This window comes from Halobacteriovorax sp. RT-2-6 (assembly GCF_047085025.1).
Taxonomy (GTDB): domain Bacteria; phylum Bdellovibrionota; class Bacteriovoracia; order Bacteriovoracales; family Bacteriovoracaceae; genus Halobacteriovorax_A.
In genome coordinates, this window is the sequence record NZ_JBKIYH010000004.1 from 1 (window position 1) to 16,170 (window position 16,170).

14 protein-coding genes and 1 tRNA gene are annotated in these 16,170 nt (G+C 38.8%); 1 reads left to right on the forward strand and 14 read right to left on the reverse strand.

The window, feature by feature from the left end; translation table 11 throughout:
* From ACMAYS_RS15580 to ACMAYS_RS15640, 13 genes are all read right to left on the reverse strand, one after another.
* Positions 1-77: hypothetical protein (locus tag ACMAYS_RS15580; RefSeq protein WP_392861555.1), on the reverse strand; the 77-nt coding region annotated here is incomplete at its 3' end.
* Between the two features lie 52 nt (positions 78-129).
* Positions 130-2,205, reverse strand: coding sequence for an elongation factor G (gene fusA / locus ACMAYS_RS15585; RefSeq protein ID WP_412463577.1), 2,076 nt, complete (start codon positions 2,203-2,205; stop codon positions 130-132).
* 163 nt (positions 2,206-2,368) lie between these two features.
* Complete coding sequence (gene rpsG / locus ACMAYS_RS15590; RefSeq protein WP_103219304.1) at positions 2,369-2,839, reverse strand: 30S ribosomal protein S7; 471 nt, start codon at positions 2,837-2,839, stop codon at positions 2,369-2,371.
* Between the two features lie 91 nt (positions 2,840-2,930).
* A complete protein-coding gene (gene rpsL / locus ACMAYS_RS15595) occupies positions 2,931-3,305 on the reverse strand; it encodes a 30S ribosomal protein S12 (protein WP_021266546.1) in 375 nt (124 codons plus the stop codon).
* A 108-nt stretch (positions 3,306-3,413) separates the two neighbouring features.
* Positions 3,414-7,532: a DNA-directed RNA polymerase subunit beta' gene (gene rpoC, locus ACMAYS_RS15600; RefSeq protein ID WP_103219305.1), complete on the reverse strand. Its 4,119-nt coding sequence runs from the start codon at positions 7,530-7,532 to the stop codon at positions 3,414-3,416.
* 46 nt (positions 7,533-7,578) lie between these two features.
* A complete protein-coding gene (gene rpoB / locus ACMAYS_RS15605) occupies positions 7,579-11,706 on the reverse strand; it encodes a DNA-directed RNA polymerase subunit beta (RefSeq protein WP_103219306.1) in 4,128 nt (1,375 codons plus the stop codon).
* A 162-nt stretch (positions 11,707-11,868) separates the two neighbouring features.
* A complete protein-coding gene (gene rplL / locus ACMAYS_RS15610; RefSeq protein WP_103219307.1) occupies positions 11,869-12,237 on the reverse strand; it encodes a 50S ribosomal protein L7/L12 in 369 nt (122 codons plus the stop codon).
* A gap of 50 nt (positions 12,238-12,287) precedes the next feature.
* Entirely contained in the window at positions 12,288-12,818 is a 531-nt protein-coding gene (gene rplJ / locus ACMAYS_RS15615; RefSeq protein ID WP_103219308.1) for a 50S ribosomal protein L10, read from the reverse strand.
* A gap of 95 nt (positions 12,819-12,913) precedes the next feature.
* On the reverse strand, positions 12,914-13,621 hold the full coding sequence (gene rplA / locus ACMAYS_RS15620) for a 50S ribosomal protein L1 (protein WP_103219309.1): 708 nt from the start codon (positions 13,619-13,621) through the stop codon (positions 12,914-12,916).
* 11 nt (positions 13,622-13,632) lie between these two features.
* Entirely contained in the window at positions 13,633-14,058 is a 426-nt protein-coding gene (rplK, locus tag ACMAYS_RS15625) for a 50S ribosomal protein L11 (RefSeq protein ID WP_103219310.1), read from the reverse strand.
* Between the two features lie 37 nt (positions 14,059-14,095).
* A complete protein-coding gene (gene nusG / locus ACMAYS_RS15630; protein ID WP_368667192.1) occupies positions 14,096-14,665 on the reverse strand; it encodes a transcription termination/antitermination protein NusG in 570 nt (189 codons plus the stop codon).
* A gap of 77 nt (positions 14,666-14,742) precedes the next feature.
* Positions 14,743-15,129 carry a preprotein translocase subunit SecE gene (gene secE, locus ACMAYS_RS15635; RefSeq protein WP_103219312.1) on the reverse strand — a complete coding sequence of 129 codons (387 nt, stop codon included), beginning with the start codon at positions 15,127-15,129 and terminating at the stop codon, positions 14,743-14,745.
* Between the two features lie 129 nt (positions 15,130-15,258).
* Positions 15,259-15,334 (reverse strand) — tRNA-Trp (locus ACMAYS_RS15640).
* 151 nt (positions 15,335-15,485) lie between these two features.
* Between ACMAYS_RS15640 and ACMAYS_RS15645 the strand changes: the two genes are divergently transcribed.
* Positions 15,486-16,016, forward strand: coding sequence for a M35 family metallo-endopeptidase (locus ACMAYS_RS15645; protein ID WP_103219313.1), 531 nt, complete (start codon positions 15,486-15,488; stop codon positions 16,014-16,016).
* A gap of 70 nt (positions 16,017-16,086) precedes the next feature.
* Here the strand turns inward: ACMAYS_RS15645 and ACMAYS_RS15650 are convergent.
* Positions 16,087-16,170 (reverse strand): hypothetical protein (locus tag ACMAYS_RS15650; RefSeq protein WP_392858019.1); only part of this gene is annotated, 84 nt, incomplete at its 5' end.

The window sequence follows — 16,170 nt, forward strand, 5'->3', positions numbered from 1 at the left end:
GTCTTACCGTGGTCAACGTGCCCGATCGTACCAATGTTTACGTGGGGCTTACTTCTGTCAAAAGATTCTTTTGCCATCTTTTACTCCTGCGTTATTACTTAGTTTAGTAGTTAAAAAATCTAAAGTGTTTTAGATGTATATTCCTCGTTTTTCAAGTATTTCTTTGGCCATATTCATAGGAATCTCTTCATATCTATCAAAATTCATCGTGAAGCTAGCACGACCCTGAGATTTTGAACGTATATCTGTTGAGTATCCAAACATTTCCGATAGCGGAACTTCTGCATCGATAACTTCTTTATCTTGCTTTACACCCATCGAATGGATCTTTCCGCGTTTCATATTAATGTCTGAAATAATATCACCTGTGTAATCAGAAGGTGTTACGATTTCAAGACTCATTTTAGGCTCTAGTAATGATAGGCCAGCTTTTCGGCATGCAGCTCTAAAAGCATTAGAAGCAGCAATAGCATAAGCTACTTCTGAACCTTCATCATCATTAAATTCAGCGGCAACAAGTTTCGCTTTAATATTAATAAATGGATAACCCGCAAGAGCACCACCCATCGATGTATCCTTAATACTCTTTTCAATAGCATCAATAAATTCTTGTGGTAAATCTCTTTTAGTTAATTCAGTTTCAAATAAGACACCAGCTTGCGAATCAGCTTGCTCAACTTCAATAACAGCGTTTCCAAATACCATTTTACCAGCTTGTTCGCGGTGAAATGTATCTGATTCTTTAGCTGTTGACGTGATACTTTCACGGTATGAAACTTGAGGATCACCAACACGGATACCTACTTTGAACTCTCTTTCTAAACGATCACAAATAATTTCAAGGTGAAGTTCACCCATACCAAAAATTAGAAGTTGACCTGTTTCTTTATTATGTTGAAAAGAGAATGATGGATCTTCTAGCTTAAGTTGACCTAGGGAACTCATTAGCTTCTTTTCATCATTTGCTGTTTTTGGCTCAATCGCTACTGAAATAACCGATTCTGGAAAATCCATTAGATCATAAATTATAGTACGATTTTCGGCACAAAGTGTTTCACCAGTAACAGTTTCCTTTAAACCAGAAATTGCAATGATATCTCCGGCCTTAGCTTCTTGTAATTCAGTTCTTTTGTCAGCATGCATTTGAAGAATTTTATTAACTCTCTCACGCTTACCCTTATGTGGATTATAAACCTGTGCACCAGACTTAATTGTTCCTGAATAAATTCTGAAAAATGTTAAAGATCCAACAAACGGGTCCGTTGCAATCTTGAAAGCAATTCCAGAAAATGCTTCTTCAGTATCAGGTTTTCTAATTTCTTCTTTATCGTGATTCTTACCGTTAACACCTTTGACTTCCCCACGATCAACTGGAGAAGGAAGGTATGCGCAAACCGCATCTAGTAGAGGCTGAACACCTTTGTTCTTGAAAGCTGACCCACAAAGAACAGCAACGAACTCGTGATTAATAACAGCTTCTCTAATTGCTGTAACAATTCTTTCTTCAGTAATTTCTTCACCCGAAAGATAGTCTTCAGCAAGCTGATCATCAAAATCGGCTAATGTTTCAATAAGCTCTTCACGTGCTAACTGAGCATCATCTTCAAGCTCAGAAGGAATATCTTCGATTTGCACAGTTGAACCTAGGTCTTCGTCCTTAAAAAGCACGGCCTTCATTGCAACTAAATCAACAACACCTCTAAATGTATCCTCTGCACCAATTGGTAATTGAATAGCAGCCGCTGTTTTTCCAAGTTTTTCTCTGATCTCATCAAGACACATTTGAAAGTTTGCCCCAACGCGATCCATTTTATTAACAAAAGCAATTCGAGGAACCTTATACTTATCAGCTTGGCCCCATACAGTCTCAGATTGAGGCTCTACACCAGCTACAGCGTCGAATACACCAACTGCACCATCTAAAACTCTAAGAGCTCTCTCAACCTCAATTGTGAAGTCTACGTGACCTGGTGTATCGATGATATTGATATTAGTTTTGTTCCAAGTACAAGTCGTCGCAGCAGAAGTAATAGTAATCCCACGTTCCTGCTCTTGAACCATCCAGTCCATAGTAGCAGCACCATCATGAACCTCACCAATCTTGTGGCTTTTTCCCGTGTAGTAGAGAATACGTTCAGTTGTCGTCGTTTTACCCGCATCAATATGCGCCATAATTCCGATATTACGAATATTTTCTAAACTCATACAAAGTCCTTAAAAATTTAATTTTTGCAGACATATAATTAACATAAATATGGAATTTTAGATAGGAATAAAACTTTGGAGAATAAATGGTTTTAGAAATAAAAAGGCTCCCATTAGGGAGCCTTCTATTAGTTTATTATGGACTTTATTGCTTATTTTCGAACTACCACTTAAGGTGAGCAAAAGCTTTGTTAGCTTCTGCCATTTTGTAAGTGTCTTCACGCTTCTTAACAGCGCCACCTCTACCTTGAGAAGCATCGATGATTTCATCAGATAGTTTCTCAACCATAGTTCTACCACCACGTGATCTAGCATAGTCTCTCAACCATCTTAGAGCTAGTGATTGTCTTCTGTTATTTCTAACTTCAACTGGAATTTGGTAAGTTGCACCACCAATACGACGAGACTTAACCTCTACCGCTGGCTTAATGTTAGAAAGGGCTTTCTTAAATACCTTTAACGGCTCTTCACCAGTTTTTGATTCAACTCTTTGAAGTGCACCATAAAAGATTTTTTCAGCAACAGATTTTTTTCCGTCTTTCATAAGTGCGTTTACACACTTAGCAACTACAACGTCTTGAAAGATCGGATCTGGAAGTACTTCTCTCGTCTGTGCTCTATGTTTTCTACTCATATTTTTTCTCCTTCACCGGAAACAGTTAAAACTGATCGATTACTCACCTCATGCCATGTTGCAATCGGTGTCACAATTAGTTAACTAAAAATTATTTCTTTGGTCTCTTACAACCGTACTTAGATCTTCTCTGTCCTCTTTTATCAACACCTTGGCAGTCTAGTGTACCTCTAATAGTGTGATAACGAACCCCTGGAAGGTCTTTTACTCTACCACCACGAATCATAACGATCGAGTGCTCTTGTAGATTGTGTCCTTCACCACCAATGTATGAAGTAACTTCAAATCCACTTGTTAGTTTTACCCTACAAACCTTTCTCATAGCTGAGTTTGGTTTCTTAGGAGTAGTTGTATATACTCTTGTACATACACCGCGTCTTTGAGGACACGCTTTTAAGGCAGGTGACTTAGTTTTTTCAACTTTATCAGTTCTACCTTTTCTAATTAATTGGTTAATCGTAGGCATTTCCGCTCCTTAACTACAACAATATTTCCACAATAAAAATAGGCTTTTAAGCCCATAATAAACTATAGAGGGATGGTGTAACACACCACCCCTCAATTAAGCAAGTTTTTATAGCATAAGTGTAGAAGTTTCTTCTAGAGAATCATCTTCTTCAACAAATGCTTCGTAATCACGGTACTTCGAGATACCAGAACCAGCTGGAATCAGGCGACCCATAAGTACGTTCTCCTTAAGACCACGTAATAAATCCTTTTTACCTTCAAGCGATGCTTGAGTTAAGATCTTAGTTGTCTCTTGGAAAGATGCAGCTGATAAGAATGAATCAGTAGAAAGAGCTGCTTTAGTAATACCAAGTAGAACTGGTCTTGCTTGAGCTGGCTCATATCCATCAGCAACTAGTTGCTCATTTGTTTCAAGTAATTCTGCTTTAGTTACAGAATCACCAACAACAAATGTAGAGTCACCTGGATCAGTTACTTCAACTTTCTTAAGCATTTGAGAAACGATTACCTCAATGTGCTTATCATCGATATCTACACCTTGTAGACGGTATACAGCTTGAATCTCATCAACGATGTATCCTGCAAGTTCTTTAATACCAAGTACTCTTAGGATATCGTGTGGGTTAGCTGGACCATCCATAATAGCTTCACCTGAACGGATATAGTCACCTTCGTTTACAGTTACATAGCGTCCCTTAGGAATTGTGTAAACTACTGGATCAGATCCATCTTCAGGTCTAATAAGAATTCTTCTAGAACCTCTTACTTCAGCACCAAACTCGATTGTACCAGTTACGTCAGCAATCTGAGATGCTTGAGCAGGTTTTCTAGCTTCGAAAAGCTCGGCTACTCTTGGAAGACCCCCAGTAATATCTTTTGTTTTCGTCGTTTCACGAGAAACTTTAGATACTACGCTACCAACTTCAACTTCATCACCTTCAGTTACAGTTAGAGTTGCACCAACTTGTAGACGGTAAGAAGCTTGTCTGTTTGTTCCAGGAACAATAATTGGGTTTCCATCAGCATCAAGAATCGTAATTCTTGGTTGAAGTGAAGGATCCTTAGTTTCTGTTACAGTTCTTTGAGTTAGACCTGTTACTGCATCTGTTTGCTCAGCAAGAGTTGCACCAACTACTAAGTCTTCAAACTTAACAAAACCAGCTACTTCTGTAAGAAGTGGAATCGAGAACGGGTCCCATTCAATCAGAGTATCCCCTACGTTTACTTCACTACCTTCAGAGAAGTGTAGCTTTGAACCGTAGATTGCTGGATATTTTTCTTTTTCAACACCACGAGCATCTTTAATGATAAGCTCACCAGTCTTGTTCATAACAAGAAGACCAGTTGGTGTTTCAACAGTTACAACATTGTTGTATACAACTTTACCAGATGTACGAACAGTTGTTTTATTTACTTGTGCACCAGCTGTTGCTGTACCACCAACGTGGAATGTACGCATTGTAAGCTGTGTACCAGGTTCACCAATTGACTGAGCAGCGATAACACCAACAGCTTCACCAACTGAAACCATTGTACCTCTTGCAAGGTCGCGTCCGAAACAAGCCGCACAGAAACCGTGTCTTTCGTTACAAGTAAGAACAGATCTAACCTTGATTTGGTCAACTTCTTTCTCTTCTAGTAACACAAGGTCTTTTTCTGTAAGTAGGTGACCTGTTTGAAGAACCTCATTACCTTCTGCAGAGATAACTGGAGCTGCTGTTACACGGCCCATTGCTCTAGAGGCAACGTGCTCTACAACTTCACCAGACTCAATACGAGAAGTTAGTGTAATACCATCAGTTGTTCCACAATCTTCAGCTCTAATGATACCGTCTTGAGCAACGTCTACTAGACGTCTCGTTAGGTAACCAGAGTTTGCAGTCTTCAGGGCAGTATCGGCTAGACCTTTACGAGCACCGTGTGTAGACGTGAAGTATTGTAGTGCCGATAGACCTTCACGGAAGTTTGAAGTAATTGGCGTTTCAATAATCTCACCAGATGGCTTGGCCATTAGACCCCTCATCGCAGCAAGCTGTCTCATCTGCTGTGCAGAACCCCTTGCTCCTGAGTTTGCCATCATATAAAGAGCGTTGAATGAAGGAGCGTAAATTGGCTCTTCACCTTCTTTATCTGAAGTAAATTCATCAGTAGAAATTTTCTCAAGCATAACCTTAACAAGTTTCTCTGTAGTTTGTGACCAAACGTCAACAACCTTGTTATATCTCTCACCATTAGTGATCGAACCTTCGTTATACTCTTCTGTAATTCCGTGAACTTCATCATGAGCTTCTTTAAGAATTCCTTCTTTTTCAGAAGGGATTTCCATATCAACAACGTTAATAGAAATACCAGCTTTTGTAGCATTGCTATAACCAAGTTGCATAAGACCATCAGCAAGTAGAACAGTATCTTTTTCAGATCCTCTTCTGTAAGCAAGGTCAAGAAGCTTAACTAGTTCTTTCTTACCAAGAATGATGTTTACGTCTTCGAAGTTTAGACATGAAGGAACGATATCGAATACGAATGTACGTCCAACAGTAGTCTCATGTACTTCACCACCAATACGTACTTTAATTGGTGCTTGTAGGTGTAGGTTACCTGAGTGGTAAGCAAACTGAGCTTCTTCTTTAGAAGAGAAAGTTTTCCCGTATCCACGAGCATATGGTCTAACACGAGTCATGTAGTAAAGACCAAGTACGATATCCTGAGATGGAGTAATAATTGGTGAACCATCTTTTGGAGAAAGAATATTATTTGTCGACATTGCAAGAACACGACACTCAATTTGAGCTTCAAGTGATAGAGGAACGTGAACGGCCATCTGGTCACCGTCGAAGTCGGCGTTGAATGCAGTACAAACAAGAGGGTGAAGACGGATAGCCTTACCTTCAATAAGTACAGGTTCGAAACCTTGGATACCAAGTCTGTGAAGAGTTGGTGCACGGTTAAGAAGTACTGGGTGCTCTTGTACAACTTCTTCAAGGATATTCCATACTTCTTCTTTTTGTTGCTCAACCATACGCTTAGCAACTTTAATAGTAGTACAGTGTCCTTTTTCAATTAGCTTGTTGTAGATAAATGGCTTGAAAAGTTCAAGTGCCATAAGCTTAGGAAGACCACACTGGTGAAGTCTTAAGCTTGGACCAACAACGATTACAGAACGTCCTGAGTAGTCAACACGCTTACCAAGTAGGTTTTGACGGAAACGTCCTTGCTTCCCCTTAAGCATATCAGAAAGTGATCTTAGTGGACGCTTGTTAGCACCAGTAAATACCTTACCACGACGACCATTATCAAATAGAGCATCTACTGCTTCTTGAAGCATTCTCTTTTCGTTTCTAATGATGATTTCAGGAGCATTAAGTTCTTTAAGTCTTCTAAGACGGTTGTTTCTGTTAATAACACGTCTGTATAGATCGTTAAGATCTGAAGTTGCAAAACGTCCTGCTTCAAGTGGAACAAGAGGTCTTAAGTCTGGTGGAAGGATAGGAATAACATCCATCATGAACCACTCAGGCTTGTTTTCAGACTTCATAAGAGATTCAACAACTCTTAATCTTTTAACAAACTTAGTTCTTGCCATCTCTGTAGTTGCGTTAGCAAGACCACGTCTTAGGTTTTTATTTTCAAGATCGATATCAAGCTTAGAAAGTAGCTCTTGAACAATTTCTCCACCCATACCAGCTTCGAAATCAATACCTTGATCTTTAAGTTCATAATATTGTTGCTCAGAAATTACGCGACCTACATCTAGACCACCTTCAACACCATCAGTTGCTGAAGCAGTTACGATATATGCTTCATAATATAGAACTTTTTCAAGTTCTTTAAGAGAAAGGTTAAGAAGAGCTGCCATTCTTGATGGAAGTGAACGTAGGAACCAAATGTGAGCAACTGGAGTTGCTAGTTCAATGTGTCCACATCTTTCACGACGTACTTTTGAAAGTGTAACTTCAACACCACACTTCTCACATACAACACCTCTGTGCTTCATTCTCTTGTACTTACCACAGATACATTCGTAATCTTTTACTGGTCCGAAAATCTTTGCACAGAATAAACCGTCTCTTTCTGGCTTATAAGTTCTATAGTTAATAGTTTCTGGTTTTTTTACTTCACCAAATGACCACTCTCTGATTGTATCAGGAGAAGCAAGCTTGATAGATACACCTTCAACGCTTACTGGATCTTTTGGCTTATCAAAAAAGTTTAAAAGGTCTTTCATTTTTTTATGCCCTCTTAATATACGGCAGGACTAAGCCTGCCATAAATTAACGAATAGATTCTTCAATTCTGTCTTCTTCAAGTTTAACGTCTAGACAAAGTGCTTGAAGCTCTCTGATTAGAACGTTGAACGATTCAGGAAGACCTGGTTCTAGTACTTGCTCACCTTTAACGATTGACTCATACATTCTTGTTCTACCGATAACGTCATCTGACTTAACAGTTAAGAACTCTTGAAGAGTATAAGCTGCACCGTATGCTTCAAGTGCCCAAACTTCCATTTCCCCAAGTCTCTGACCACCGAACTGAGCCTTACCACCAAGTGGCTGCTGAGTTACAAGTGAGTAAGGACCTGTAGAACGTGCGTGAAGTTTTTCGTCTACAAGGTGGTGTAGCTTAAGCATGTACATAACACCAACAGTAACGTCCTCTGCGAAAGCATCACCAGTCTTACCATCAAATAGAGTTGTTTTACCATTTGACTCAAGATCAGCTAACTCAAGCATTTCTCTGATATCTGCTTCTGAAGCACCATCAAATACTTTAGTAGAGAAACGAACACCGCTTGTAAGTTTCTTAGCAAGGGCCATAACAACATCATCTGCTGCAGACTTTAACCAAGCTTCAACTTCTGGCGTCTTATAAATTTTGTAAATGAAATCCTTAATCTCGTGAACTTTCATTTGCTCTTCAAGCATAACCTTGATTTTTTCACCAAGACCACGTCCGGCCCATCCAAGGTGAAGCTCAAGAAGCTGTCCGATGTTCATACGAGAAGGTACCCCTAGTGGGTTAAGTACGATTTCAACAGGTGTACCATCAGCAAGATAAGGCATATCTTCACGTGGAACTACGTTAGAAATAACACCTTTGTTACCGTGACGACCAGCCATCTTATCACCTGGCTGAAGCTTACGCTTAATCGCAACGTATACAGTAATTTTTTTGATTACACCTGGAGGAAGTTCATCACCTCTATGAAGTTTTGCAATCTCATCAGTTGTCTTAGCTCTAACTCTGTTGATCTTGTTTCTAACATCTGCGAAATACTCAGATAGTTTTTCTTCAAGCTCAGCTTGTAGTGGTAAGTAACCAATTAGCTCAAATGGAATTGATGCAAGAATTTCACCTGTAATCTCTGTTCCTTTAGAAAGTAGTTCAGCTGAACCATCTTCAGAAACAAGTACATCAGTAACTTTTGCACCTTTAAGCATATCTGCAATCTTAAGAATTGCTGAAGTTTGGATTGCCTTAATCTCAATTCTTTCATCTCTTCTTAGAAGAGTTGTCTCTTGCTCGATAATATCCTTAGATCTTGAACAAAGCTCAACACCTTCACGAGTATAAACTCTAGCATCAATTACTGTACCGTAAACAGATGAAGGAACTCTTAGTGAAGTATCTTTTACGTCACCAGCTTTATCACCGAAGATAGCTTTAAGAAGTTTTTCTTCTGGAGAAAGTTGAGTTTCACCTTTTGGTGTAATTTTACCAACTAGGATGTCTCCTGGCTTAATGATAGCACCAACTCTAACGATACCAGCTTCATCAAGATCTTTTAAAGACTCTTCTGAAACGTTTGGAATATCGCGAGTGATTTCTTCTTTACCAAGTTTAGTATCACGAGCTTCAACTTCGAATGCTTCGATGTGAATTGAAGTAAACACGTCTTTTGCAAGAAGGTCTTCAGAAATCAGGATCGAGTCTTCGTAGTTATAACCACCCCATGGCATGAATGCTACAAGTGGGTTTTGCCCTAGTGCTAGGTCACCGTTATCAGTACCAGGTCCGTCAGCAAGAACGTCACCTTTCTTAACGATATCACCTTCTTTTACAAGAGCTTTTTGGTTATTACATGTGTTCTGGTTAGTTCTTTGATATTTTACTAGTTTGTAAATATCTACACCAGACTCACCGTCTTTGAAGCTATCTCTTTGAATAACAATTCTGTTTGAATCAACAAAGATAACTCTTCCGTTGTCGTTTGCTACAAGAACTGCACCAGAATCTCTAGCTACAATTCTTTCAGTACCAGTACCAACGATAGGAGCTTCAGTTTTAACAACAGGCACAGCCTGTCTCATCATGTTCGATCCCATTAGGGCACGGTTGGCATCATCGTGCTCAAGGAAAGGAATTAGTGATGTTGCAACTGAGATCATCTGAGTTGGAGAAACGTCCATCAGGTTAACTTCTGATGCATCAACAAGTGTGAATTCACCAGAAGCACGTGCTGCAACTTGAGCACCAACTAGCTGACCTTCTTTAATGTTATTAGCATCGATCTGAGCGATAACTTTACCTTCCTCTTGGAAAGCAGTGAAATACTCTACATCACCAATCTTTTGATCTTCACCAATAGTTAGGTATGGAGTTTCAATGAAACCGTATTCAGATACTTTTGCAAATGTTGCAAGAGAAGTAATTAGACCAATGTTTGGTCCTTCAGGAGTCTCAACCGGACACATTCTTCCGTAGTGAGTTACGTGAACGTCACGAACTTCGAAAGATGCTCTTTCTCTCGTTAGACCACCTGGCCCAAGAGCTGAAAGACGACGCTTGTGAGTTACTTCTGAAAGTGGGTTCGTTTGATCCATAAACTGTGAAAGTTGTGATGAACCAAAGAATTCCTTAACGGCAGCAGCAACTGGCTTTTGGTTAACAAGATCGTATGGCATCATTGTATCAATTTCTTGAATTGCCATTCTTTCTTTAACCGCTCTTTCCATACGAACTAGACCAACTCTAAATTGGTTTTCAAGTAGTTCACCTACAGGTCTAACACGTCTGTTACCTAAGTGGTCGATATCATCAACACGTCCCTTACCGTTGTTAAGTTCAACAAGGTACTGGATAGTTGTAATAATATCTTCTTTAGTTAAAACAGTGTTCTCAACAGGAACATCAGTCTTAAACTTATAATTGATTTTCATACGACCAACACGAGATAGGTCATATCTTTCTTCATCAAAGAAAAGTCCTTGGAAAAGAACTTCAGCAGCTTCAACCGCTGGAGGTTCACCTGGTCTTAATCTTTCGAAGATTTTTAGAAGTGCATCTTCTTTAGCATCTGTTTTATCTAGAAGAAGAGTGTTTCTGATCTGATCACCAAAGTTGATCATATCAATGTAAAGACATTCTACTTCAGATACACCAGCAGCAATTAGTTCCTGAATCTTTGCTTCAGAAAGCGCTTCGTTAGCAAGACAGATTACTTCACCAGTAGTTTCATTGAAGATATCTTTAGCTGCAACTTTACCTACAACTTCTTCAAGCTGAGCAGGAATTTCAGTTACACCAGCATCCGCTAATCTCTTAATAGATGCTTTAGAGAATTTCTTCCCTTTTCTAACAATTGCTTTACCAGTTTTTGGATCAAGAACATCATTTGTTGCACGAGTTCCAGTCATTAGAGATAGGTCTAATGATCTTACAAACTCACCATTCTTAGCAAACTTGATTGTTTCAATATTGTAGAACATATCAAGAATTTCTTCAGTACTGAAACCAAGCGCTTTAAGAACTACAGTTGCATGTAATTTTCTTTTTCTATCAATTCTAGCAAATAGAATATTCTTATGATCGAATTCGAAGTCTAGCCAAGAACCTCTGTGAGGAATAATTCTTGCAGAGTAAAGAAGCTTACCACTTGAGTGCTTCTTCCCACCGTCGTGTTCAAAAACGATACCAGGAGATCTGTGAAGCTGAGAAACAATAACTCTCTCAGTTCCGTTATATACAAAAGAACCAGTCTCTGCCATCAGAGGAATGTTTCCTAAGTAAACTTCCTGTTCTTTAATTGAAGAAACAGTTCTTTGTTCATTACCATCTTTGTCAACAGCTACATCATAGAATACTAGACGAACAACTACCTTAAGTGGCGCTTCATATGAAAGGCCTCTTTGACGACACTCTTTTACAGTGTACTTAGGTTGTTCTAGTGAGTAGCTTACGAACTCTAACGATACAGTTTTGTTAAAGTCGTGGATTGGAAATACAGAGTTGAATACAGCCTGTAATCCCATTTCTTCTCTTTGAGAAGGAGGTACGTCCTTTTGAAGGAAATCATCATAGGACTTCTTTTGTAGAAGCATGAGTGGAGGCGTCTCTAACACAGATGGTGTTGAGGCAAAGTTCTTACGAAACCACTCGTTTGGTCTAAAAACCTCAGTCATTATGGTTCTCCCGGGTTTTAATTGTTTTAACGTGCACGTATATTTTTTAGTTACTTAATAACTTTTTTTTTCGGTTTTTACAAACGCAAAAAAGGTGTGAAGATCGCTAAATCTCCACACCTGTATTTTTTAATTTTTTATGCAATGAGCAAGGGGCTTAAATTACTTAAGCTCAACCTTTGCACCAGCAGCTTCAAGTTTTTTCTTGATTTCTTCTGCTTCTTCTTTAGATACTGCTTCTTTAACAGTCTTTGGAGCACCTTCAACCATTTCTTTTGCTTCCTTAAGACCTAGACCAGTGATTCCTCTAACTTCTTTAATAACGTTGATTTTCTTAGCACCTGCGTCAGCAAGAACAACGTCAAATTCAGTTTTTTCTTCAGCAGCAGCACCACCAGCAGCAGCACCAGCAACAGCTACAGGAGCAGCTGATACACCAAATTTTTCTTCAAGTTCTTTAACTAGCTCAGCTACTTCAAGAACAGTCATGTTTGAGATTTTTTCAATTAATTGATCATTTGTAATAGACATATATAACTCCTAAAAATTTAAAATAACTTTAACTCTAACTTTGTTAATTACTATTCTGCAGATTCTTCAGCTGCAACTGGCGCAGCTTCAACGCCTGCTTCTTTTTGCTCTTTAATTGCATTAAGAACTCTAGCAAATGCTGAGATCGGTGCATTAAATGTTGCAAGAAGAGTACCAAGCATCTCATCACGAGATGGTAGGTCTGCAATTGCATTTACTTCTGCTGGTGTTAGTGCTTTACCATCAAGTAAACCACCTCTAAGTTCTACTAGTTCAAACGCTTTTCCACATTCTTTTAGTGCCTTAGCAACAGCTGGTGCTTCTTCAAATGCGAAAGCAACAGCTTGCGTACCTTTAAGACCAGAAAGTAATCCTTCTGCATCTGTTCCGGCCGCTGCCTTAGAAAAAAGTGTGTTACGAGTAACAACTAGCGATCCACCCGCTTCACGGATAGATTTTCTTAGAGCTGTGGCGTCATTAGATGGTAGTCCAATAACGTTTGTTAGAAAGATAGCGTTGGCATCAGTGATCTTCTTTTTTAGACCATCGATGATAACGTCTTTCTCTGCTCTAGTTAACATCGTTTACCTCCTAAACTACTGGAGGGAGATTTCATGCAGGCTTTATGTAGCTTCAAACCTAATCAGCAGCTACACCGACAATCATCAACCCCTTATTATTTTGCTGCGATAGTTGCAGCTTCTAAAGTATCAATTTTAAGACCTGGCCCCATAGTCGTACTTAAAGTAAGTGACTTAAGGTAAGTACCTTTTGCAGAAACAGGCTTAGCTTTAATAATTGCTGTAATCATTGTGTCAATGTTCTTTCTTAAATCTTCATTTGTGAAAGACGACTTACCGATTGGAACGTGAATAATACCGTTCTTCTCAGTTCTATATTCAACCTTACCAGCTTTTTGCTCTTTAACTGCGTTTTCAACATTAGGAGTAACTGTTCCTAATTTTGGGTTAGGCATTAGACCTCTAGGTCCTAGGATTCTAGCAACACGTCCAAGTTTACCCATCATATCTGGAGATGCAATAACTCTATCAAAGTCAAGCCATCCACCTGCGATCTTAGCAACGATATCGTCACCACCAACGTAATCTGCACCAGCTGCTTCAGCTTTAGCTACGTTGTCACCAGATGTAATAACACAAATCTTTACTGTTTTACCTGTACCAGCTGGAAGTGCTAGTGCACCTCTGATCATTTGGTCTGCGTGTCTTGGGTCAACACCAAGTCTGAACGCTAGATCTACAGTTTCATCAAAGTTTGCGAACTTAACTTCTTTAGCAAGGTTAATTGCTTCATCGATAGTGTAAGTCTTAGTTGTATCTACTTTTGCAAGTGCTTCTGTATATTTTTTCGATTTCTTAGCCATTGTAACACCTCTTAGTAATCTAGTTTGATACCAGCTGAACGACATGAACCTTCGATGATTCTTTCCGCTGCTTCTTGAGTAGCTGCTGTTAAGTCTGGTCTTTTCGCTTCAACAATTTCTTCGATAATTTTCTTAGATACTGTTGTTACAACTTCTGTTCCTGGCTTCTGTGCCCCTCTCTTAAGCTTTAGCTTGTCTTTAAGAAGGTATGAAGCTGGAGGTGTCTTAGTAATGAAAGAAAAAGAACGATCTGAGTATACTGTAATGATTGTTGGAAGCATTACACCTGCATCTTTCTGAGTCTTTGCATTGAAAGCCTTACAAAATTCCATAATGTTTACACCTTTTTGACCTAGTGCCGGTCCAACTGGTGGTGATGGGTTTGCTTTCCCACCTGGAATTTGTAGCTTAATGAAACCTGTGATTTTCTTAGCCATAAATTTCTCCTGCGAACTTTTGTTCTACCAACTATTATTAATTTTTTTCAACCTGAGAAGCATCTAATTCTACCGGTGTTGGTCGACCAAAGATAGAAACGTTTACTTTCAGTTTTCCATTTTCATTTACAGATTCAATCGTACCGATGAATGAAGCGAAAGGTCCTTCAATAACCTTAACCTCTTCTCCTTCAGAGAAGTCCACAGTAGTACGTGACTTTTTGAAGCCACCAGTAGATTTACCTGTCATATATGCAGCCTCTTCATCTGATAAAGGCGCTGGTTTGTCAACAGTACCGCCAACAAAACCTGTAATTTTATCTGTATCTTTTACTAGGTGCCAAGTGTTCTCATTCATAAGCATTTGAATTAAGACGTAACCTGGGAAAAGCTTCTTTGTGATAGTTCTTTTTCTTCCACCCGCATGAGAAGTAACTTTTTCTTCAGGAACTACAATTTCACCAAATGAATCAGTTAGCTTATAGTTAACAATTCTTTCACGAAGAGTTTTTTGAACTTTGTTTTCTTGACCAGTAAGAGTCTTTGCAATGTACCAACGAAAATTAGGATTAACTGTAGCTTCACCTTCAGATGATTCTACGGCCATTTCTTCGTTAGTTAGTTCTTTTTCTGTTTCGTTGTTATCAACCATTTCTATCTCACTTAATCAATTAAAGGTATAAATTAAAGAATAATGTCTAGTAGCTGTCTAAATGTATAGTCTACTAATACAAAAATTCCACTTACAATGCTTAGTGCGATTACTAAACCAATTGTTGTCTTTAAAACGTCATCTTTGTTAGGCCAAACAACTTTTACAAGTTCAGCATAAACATCCTCAAGCATAGTAGAAGCATTCTTGTTTTTAGCAATTACTAGGAAGACAATCAGACCTACAACAATTCCAGCAACTTGTACCGTAATAGGAAAGTTTGGAACCTTTGCTTCAAGATCGAACCACTCACTTAATTGTTCGAGGAATCTAATAGTAATAAAACCACAAATCGCACTTACGGCAGCAACAAATGCATTAATCCATTTTTTGCTGTCTTCACTCTTAATGAGGGACATCTCAAATCCTTTTTTACCTAAATTAAACGTATAAGTACCAGATTATATCCCTTAATTAACATGGTTTGGCAAGAGCTAACGCAAAAATAGGATAAATTTGCAGTCAAAATAAATAATATTTGGAAAAAGTGGCGGGCGCATGAGGACTCGAACCTCAAACCTACTGATTTGGAATCAGCCGCTCTACCATTGGAGCTATACACCCGTTTGACTTGGAAACATAAATTACCGAAAAAGGCCTACCTCGTCAATCTCTTATTACTATAAATATTTCCATAATCTTGAATACGGTTCAATCTGAGGGTAGTGTAGCGAATCGCCAACGCGACATTTATTTATTTTGGAGAGAAAACAACATGAAGTATTTAGTACTATTAATGCTTACACTAAACATCAATGCGGCCATCTTTGTATCAGATTCATGTTCTGAAGATCAGAGAGACATGCTTATCAAAGATACTCAGAAATCTCGTGCAGACATGAAAAGCATCATTAAGGATCTTAGAGAGTACAAAAAACAGAACCCGTACATGAGCAAGAATGTTGAAAAGAAAATCAACAAGGCCATCGTAGTAATGAAATGTTCACTGGCAAGAACTTACTGGACTAAACATAAATGTGTTGAGCCATATGGTGGCGCAATCGCTTATACATATGCCGTTATCGGTAAAACTGTATATATCACACCAAGCTACTGGGAATATGATATTGAAGGCCGTCAAGGGATTGTACTTCACGAACTAACTCACAAGTGTGGAACTGGAGATGCTGATTACTTTTGGACACGTAAACCAAAAGATACTAATGGTACACCTTGGTCTGATATTGCTGATACATATAGATATTGGCAACAAAATGGAACTTGTATTCCAGAGATCGATTGTTAAAAAACTAAAATTTAAGCATAAAAAAAGGGGAGCATAGCTCCCCTTCATTATATCTTGAATATATCAAATATTAGTCAAGAATTTCAGATACTGTACCAGCACCGATTGTTCTACCACCCTCACGGATTGCGAACTTAAGACCTTTTTCCATCGC